At 62.1% G+C, this 5,885-nt stretch carries 7 protein-coding genes and 1 pseudogene; 3 read left to right on the top strand and 5 right to left on the bottom strand.

Annotated features, from left to right (window positions below; genetic code table 11):
* Positions 1-26: 26 nt before the first annotated feature.
* Together BN903_RS17365 and BN903_RS07545 are read right to left on the bottom strand one after the other, a co-directional pair.
* A complete protein-coding gene (locus tag BN903_RS17365) occupies positions 27-185 on the bottom strand; it encodes a hypothetical protein (RefSeq protein ID WP_195155747.1) in 159 nt (52 codons plus the stop codon).
* Between the two features lie 217 nt (positions 186-402).
* Positions 403-894: a hypothetical protein gene (locus BN903_RS07545; RefSeq protein WP_048077160.1), complete on the bottom strand. Its 492-nt coding sequence runs from the start codon at positions 892-894 to the stop codon at positions 403-405.
* A gap of 115 nt (positions 895-1,009) precedes the next feature.
* Here BN903_RS07545 and BN903_RS07540 point away from each other — a divergent pair, with 115 nt between their 5' ends.
* Both BN903_RS07540 and BN903_RS17360 read left to right on the top strand, forming a co-directional pair.
* Entirely contained in the window at positions 1,010-2,098 is a 1,089-nt protein-coding gene (locus BN903_RS07540) for an anthranilate phosphoribosyltransferase (RefSeq protein ID WP_048077159.1), read from the top strand.
* 181 nt (positions 2,099-2,279) lie between these two features.
* Positions 2,280-2,429, top strand: a complete 150-nt coding sequence (locus BN903_RS17360; protein ID WP_048077204.1) for a hypothetical protein — start codon at positions 2,280-2,282, stop codon at positions 2,427-2,429.
* A gap of 131 nt (positions 2,430-2,560) precedes the next feature.
* On the opposite strand, the gene BN903_RS07530 is transcribed toward BN903_RS17360, so the two are convergent.
* Together BN903_RS07530 and BN903_RS15775 are read right to left on the bottom strand one after the other, a co-directional pair.
* Positions 2,561-3,394 (bottom strand): NAD+ synthase, encoded by an 834-nt coding sequence (locus BN903_RS07530; protein WP_048077158.1) that lies wholly within the window; start codon positions 3,392-3,394, stop codon positions 2,561-2,563.
* A gap of 391 nt (positions 3,395-3,785) precedes the next feature.
* Positions 3,786-4,919 (bottom strand): DUF563 domain-containing protein, encoded by a 1,134-nt coding sequence (locus tag BN903_RS15775; protein ID WP_195155746.1) that lies wholly within the window; start codon positions 4,917-4,919, stop codon positions 3,786-3,788.
* A 128-nt stretch (positions 4,920-5,047) separates the two neighbouring features.
* On the opposite strand from BN903_RS15775, the pseudogene BN903_RS15770 reads away from it, so the two are divergent.
* A pseudogene (locus BN903_RS15770) lies at positions 5,048-5,260 on the top strand (IS6 family transposase); the annotation flags it as partial.
* 39 nt (positions 5,261-5,299) lie between these two features.
* Here BN903_RS15770 and BN903_RS07525 read toward each other — a convergent pair.
* On the bottom strand, positions 5,300-5,885 hold a 586-nt coding region (locus BN903_RS07525; protein ID WP_048077157.1), incomplete at its 5' end, for an NUDIX hydrolase.

The following is a 5,885-nucleotide window of genomic DNA, read 5'->3' as shown; positions in this document are numbered from 1 at the left end:
GATCGGTCGCCGTCGAGTTCGAGGAGTCAGTCGTCGCCGAGAGTCTCGCTCGGCGTCGGCGCGAACGCCCGGGCGCTCTCCTCAAGCTGGGCCGTCGAGCAGCCGCCGACGGTCGCCGCCTGTTCGAGGGTCAGTGTGCGGGAACGGTACAGCGTGAGCGCCGTGGACACGGATTTGGACGTCATCGGGTACGATCGCCTACTAGATGGACGTACATATAACTCTGACGCTGTTTGAGGCTAGTTATGGAATGCGAGAGACACAAAATAACCTAGAAATACAATTCCAACCGCTAGAAAGATACGTACGTGCGTTTCTACTTTGAGAACAGTTACCACGGACGCCGCGAGAACAGTCCCGCAGTCCGGATCCGCCGCTCGCGCGCGCCGCAGGCGGTAAGCGTCAGCCCTCTTGCTCGTAGCGCGCGACGGTGACTCGGTCCTCGCCGCCGTCGAGACGGTGGTTCACCGTGAGATCCCGGAGCGGGAAGCCGAACGCGACCTCGCCCTCGTACTCGACGGCCGCAGGGCCTTTACAGCCGTTTCTGGTCTCCGTGACCGCGACTTCCACGATGGCGATACCCTCCTCCGGCGACGACGTGAACGTGTTCACGTCGAGGGCGACACACTCGACCGGTGCGGCGAACCGTCCGTCGATCCGCGCGGTCTCATCGTCCACCTCGACGCTCGCGTCGTGTTCGGGATCGTCGACCGGCTCGGTCGAGCGCGCCGACACGGCCGCCGTCGGTGACTCGTCGCGGAACGCGCCGCCGAGACACCCCGAGAGGCCGCCCGCCGTAAGCGCGGAGCCGACGAGGACGGCTCGTCTCGTCGGTCGACGCCGTCGCTCGGCAGAGCGCGTTCGACTCTCGGCGTTCGAAGCTCGATCGCTCACGGTCCGTCCCGCGGCGGGGTCGGGTAAATATCTTCCGTGGCCCCGTCTCGGCCTCCCTTCCCAGCGCTCGGGAGCCGAGCGGGGGACTTTTCGTCGGGAAGGCCGAACGGAGCGTATGGCTCAGGCGACTCAGGAGTTCGGCGACTGGCCCCTCAAACGGCTGATGACCGAGGTCTGCGGCTCCGGCCACAAGTCGGCCGACGACCTCACGCGCGCGCAGGCGACCGAGGCGTTCGAGCGCATCCTCGCGGGCGAGCCGGACCCGACGACGCTCGGAGCGTTCTGGCTCGCGAACCGGTGGAAGCGGAACACGGCGGAGGAGCTGGGCGCGTACGTCGACGTGATGTGCGAGCGCGTCGAGTACGCCGAACCCGACGCCGACCCCGTCGACTGCGGCGCGAACTACGACGGGAAGGGCCGGACCGCGATCCTCGGCGTCGCGGCCGGTGCCGTCGCGGCCGCGGCGGGCACCCCCGTCGTCGTCCACTCGGGGGACCGCGTCCCCACGCAGAAGCAGGACGCGTACAAGCACGTCCTCGACGAACTCGGCGTCCACACCGAGCTGACGCCCTCCGATTCGGCCGACATGGTCGACGAGACCGGCTTCGGCTTCTACTACCAGCCCGCGTTCAACCCCGCCGTCGACGACCTGTTCGACCGGCGCGACCAAGTGGGCGTTCGGTCGTTCGTCAACACCATCGAGACGCTGGCGAACCCGGCCGGGGCGTCGACCCACCTCGGCTCCTTCTATCACCTCGCGTTCGCGAAGAAGGTGGTCGACACGTTCGTCGAGAGCGAGTTCCACGACCTCGACCGCGTCCTGATGTTCCAGGGGATGGAGGGGTACGACGACGTGCGCCCCGGCTACACGAAGGTCGCCGAGTGGGACGCCGCGGGTGACGAGGCCGGCTCCGAGGGAGCGAGCTTCACCGACTTCGAGATCGAGACCGCGGAGTACGGGATGGACCTCGAAGAGGAGGACCTCGCGGTCGACGACGTCGCGGCCGACTCCGCCGAGATCACCGAGGCGGTGCTGGCCGGCGAGCGCGACGACGCCTTCGCGGACGCGGTTGCCGTCAACGCCGCGCTCCGTATCTACGCCGGCGAGGACGCCGACTCCATCGAGGAGGGACTGGAACTGGCCCGCGAGGCGATCGACGACGGCTCGGCCGCGGCGGTCCTCGACGACCTCCGCGAGTTCTGATCGGCGGGAGTCACCCGTCCACCGCGGCGGCCGAATATCGTCTTTTCGACGCCTCTCAATCGGATTTGGGTGAGATTTTGGTCGAAGTTTGAAAAGTTCACTTAGGGGTGGAGACCCGAGTGTGAGTTACGGAGTCAACCTATGATACCCGCCCACACGCCACATGAGGTGTTCGCTTCAGATGCCCACGTGTGAACACTGCGAGACGCACGTCTCCGAACGGTTCGTCCGGGTGTTCTCGGACGCACGCGGCCGAGTACACGCGTGCCCGAACTGCTCCGCGAACGCCGGGATCGCGGAGGTCGCCAAGGAGCGAGCGCCGGACGCCTGAGTTCCGGCCGCCGCCGACTCCCGTCGCCGCCGAGCCTCAGACACCGTCGAATCTCGACCGCCATCGAGTCCCACCTCCCGCCGAGGACGGTGTCGGTTCGTTTCGGCCCTCTCCGTGATCCCCGCGGACCCCTACTGATCGGGCGCGGGCGGCATCGCCCGCTTGTGGGCGCTGCGCTCGTGGAGGTCGACGACGCGGTCGACCGCCTCCTCGGGGACGTCCAGCTCGCGGACCGTCGCCGAACGCGAGAGGCCGCCGTCGACGTGGACCGCGAGGATGGCGTCGACGGTGTCGTAGTCGAGCCCCATCTCCGCGGCGTCGGTCTGGCCCTCCCACATGCCCGCGGTCGGCTCCTGCATCACCAGTTCGCGCGGCACGCCGACGTGGGCGGCCAGCTGGCGCACCTGCTGTTTGTAGAGGTTCCCGATTGGGTTGCAGTCGACCGCCTGATCGCCGTACTTCGTGTAGTAACCGGTCATCGCCTCGGCGCGGTTCCCGGTCCCGAGGACGACCCGGTCTTCCGCGTTCGCGACGAAGTAGTTCAACACGGCGCGGGTGCGGACGTACACGTTCCCGGCGGCCGTGCGGTCGTCGGCCGCGTCCGGGAACGCGTCGAAGAACGCCTCAGCGATGGGCTGGATCTCGACCACGTCGTACTCGATACCGAGGTCGTCAGCGACGCGCTCCGCGTCGCTCATCACGTCCGCGTCGTTCACCGCCGAGGGCATCGTGAGGCCGTGGAGACCGTCCTCGCCGAGCGCCTCGACCGCGAGGTGCGCGGTGAGCGTCGAGTCGATGCCGCCCGAGAGACCGAGGACCGCGCCCTCAGCGCCCGCGTCGTCGACGACATCCGAGACGAACGAAACGATGCGCTCGCGGGTCGCCTCCAGTTCCGACTCCGACAGGCGGAGGTCGAGCGGGGGGTCGTCCGACAGCAACACCGACTGCTCCGAGGTCTGGCTCATAGGCAGAGTCAGGGACCGAGACGACTAATATCCACGTGTCACCCGCGGAGACTGGACGTTCGTCGGGTTTCTCTGGTAGAGTGTCGCCCGATCGATTGCGGTGGCGTCGCCGGCTACAGCACCGCAACGAGGGATCGAAGCTCTCTCGTCATCGTCAGAAATTGGGTATTTCTGGCTAGCAGTCAGAACGCTCTGCGTTCTGACGACATCACGAAAGGCGCTCCGCGCCTTTCGAACGACGGCGAACGTCCGTCCGCCTCGCGGCTGGGGCTTCGGTGGTCTCGGTCACGGAGTTGCTCTCGGCGAAAGTACCGTATAGCCGAGCGGCTGGGGCTTTGACGGTGTTTGTGTCGGTCAGTGGCTTATGAGAGATTAAGCAACAATGATTCTGTCAACTATCGTCTAGGACCTCCTGTAGTTCCTGGTGTAGTGCCTCTACGTCGACAACGAGATCTGTCCCAGAATCATCACATAGACAACAAGAATAGTTCAGGTTGAGTTTATTTGCTAAGTCGAAAAAGTGCCTACGGGGATCCGACTTTGGTAGCAATTCAAGAATATTCGTATCTTCGGGGCAGTGAAGAATGTTGGTTAATCCGGCTCCATGCGGTCCCACGACTACTTCGGCATTCTTCATCGTTCGTATCTGGTCACGTACTGTATGATTTCCTGGAACAAATTTATCAAACCCATACTGGGAGAGACATGCCATCACTTCTTCCTCATTTAGGACTCGGCGTCTGTCCGCGTCCGAGCGAGAAACGTAAATACGACTATTGCTGGGTTGATCTACATTTGTTATATCGAGTGATTGGCGAAGCCATCTGACAGAGTCAGGTCGGGGTCGTTGATTCGTAACTACCACTAATTCCTCAACTGTCCCGAGTGGTGGCTCCCATCGGACAAGGTCATCCTCGTCGTACCCCATTATTTCAAGAGATTCCTGTTGCCAGTCCGATAAATCCGGGGGAACGATGAGTTTTGGCCTCCGACCGGTTGTGGACTCGAATGCTTCTAATCCCCGTAGCTGTATCAAATTATCAAAGTGCCAATGGAAGTACCCGGAAGACCAGTAATCATACATGAGGAAACCTAGGTCGACGTCGAAACTATTCTTGCTTAGATACGAGCGCGCTTCTCCGGGAATTGATTTTAATGAGAACAGAAGATTCAGATTGAAGGTGTCCTCTGTACCGATAGCATCAAGCGGACATCTATGAGAATTTGTGAGAGGAATTGGATACGAACCGACTAACTTTGCATCATCTATAACACAGGTAAACGGTCGTGGGAAGGTTTGTGGACCTCTTGTACCACAATGCTTCACAATCCATTCGTGGCGGCCAAGATCTGGTTGATACTGCTCTCGTTTCCCGAAACGAATGATAGATTCCTTTGAGGCCACCTGTTTCAACTTGCTCTGTCGTATCAACTTCTGGTGGACAACTGATTTCAGCGGGTGTTGTATCGTTTGATATATTTTCCCATATATCTCTTTTTTCTTTTTGTACAGCTTTCTGGACACATTTGTGGACATCATTTATCACTACCTAACAGTTGGATATGTCCCCGTTCCATAATTATTAGCTTCATAATATGGGTAGTGTTTGGATACGGATTGAAGACTGAGGCGGTACATTTTCAAAGTGATATATATCCGAAGACGAGCCCCTCAGCGGCTGCTTAGACGAAGTAAACGTAGGGGGTGGAGCGAGAAGCAACACCGCGGCTGTTGATGAAACTCAGTATTCAGCTCCAGCTGGCAGGATTATTTCTTGAGGTACTTGGTGTTGATCAGATTCGAGCGACCGTCCATAACCGGGGTCCAAGGCCGATCTACAGCCGGAAACGGAGTACAACATGGACCGCGACAAGCGGGAAACGATGCCCCCAGCCGCCGACCACCTACAACAATCCCTCGCGCTCCGCAAGCAGCAGCCCCTCCAGCGTCGCGTCGTTCGTGGGCGGTTCCCCCGCGATCTCCAGCGCCTCCTCGACCGGGACCGCCCGCGGCGCGAGGAACTCGTTGCTGTCGTGGTCGACGTCGACCGGGGTCAGCCCCTCCGCGAACACGTAGCCGCGCGTGTGACGCAACACGCCCGTCGAGCACCACACCTCCTGAAGCAACGCGGTCGAGTCCGGCTCGAACCCGGTCTCCTCGGCGAGTTCACGCGCGCCGGCCTCGGTGTAGGACTCGCCCGATTCGACGATCCCCGCCGGGAGCTCCAGTTGGGTGTTCCGCACCGTCGGACGGTACTGCTCGACGAACAGCACCCGGTCGTCGGCGACCGCGACGATCACCGTCGCGGGCGACAGCTCCGCCCAGTAGTACTTCTTTTCGGTCCCGTCCGGCTGCTCGACGCGGTCGTAGCCGCCAACGAACCAGCCCTCGTCGTACTCGACGACGACCTCCTTCACCGGCCACTCCGGCTCGCCCGGCAGCGAGTGGTTCCGGCCGTCCGAGAACGCGGGAAGGTCGCGGAGGTCGGCG

Source organism: Halorubrum sp. AJ67, assembly GCF_000513435.1.
The sequence above is the reverse complement of the archived record's forward strand: the minus strand, read 5'-3'. Positions and strand labels throughout refer to the sequence as shown.

What these genes read in the sequence shown, in the direction of transcription:
- BN903_RS17365 (WP_195155747.1), bottom strand. Translation starts at nt 185, where the DNA reads ATGACGTCCAAATCCGTGTCCACGGCGCTCACGCTGTACCGTTCCCGC.
- BN903_RS07540 (WP_048077159.1), top strand. Translation starts at nt 1,010, where the DNA reads ATGGCTCAGGCGACTCAGGAGTTCGGCGACTGGCCCCTCAAACGGCTG.
- BN903_RS17360 (WP_048077204.1), top strand. Translation starts at nt 2,280, where the DNA reads ATGCCCACGTGTGAACACTGCGAGACGCACGTCTCCGAACGGTTCGTC.
- BN903_RS07530 (WP_048077158.1), bottom strand. Translation starts at nt 3,394, where the DNA reads ATGAGCCAGACCTCGGAGCAGTCGGTGTTGCTGTCGGACGACCCCCCG.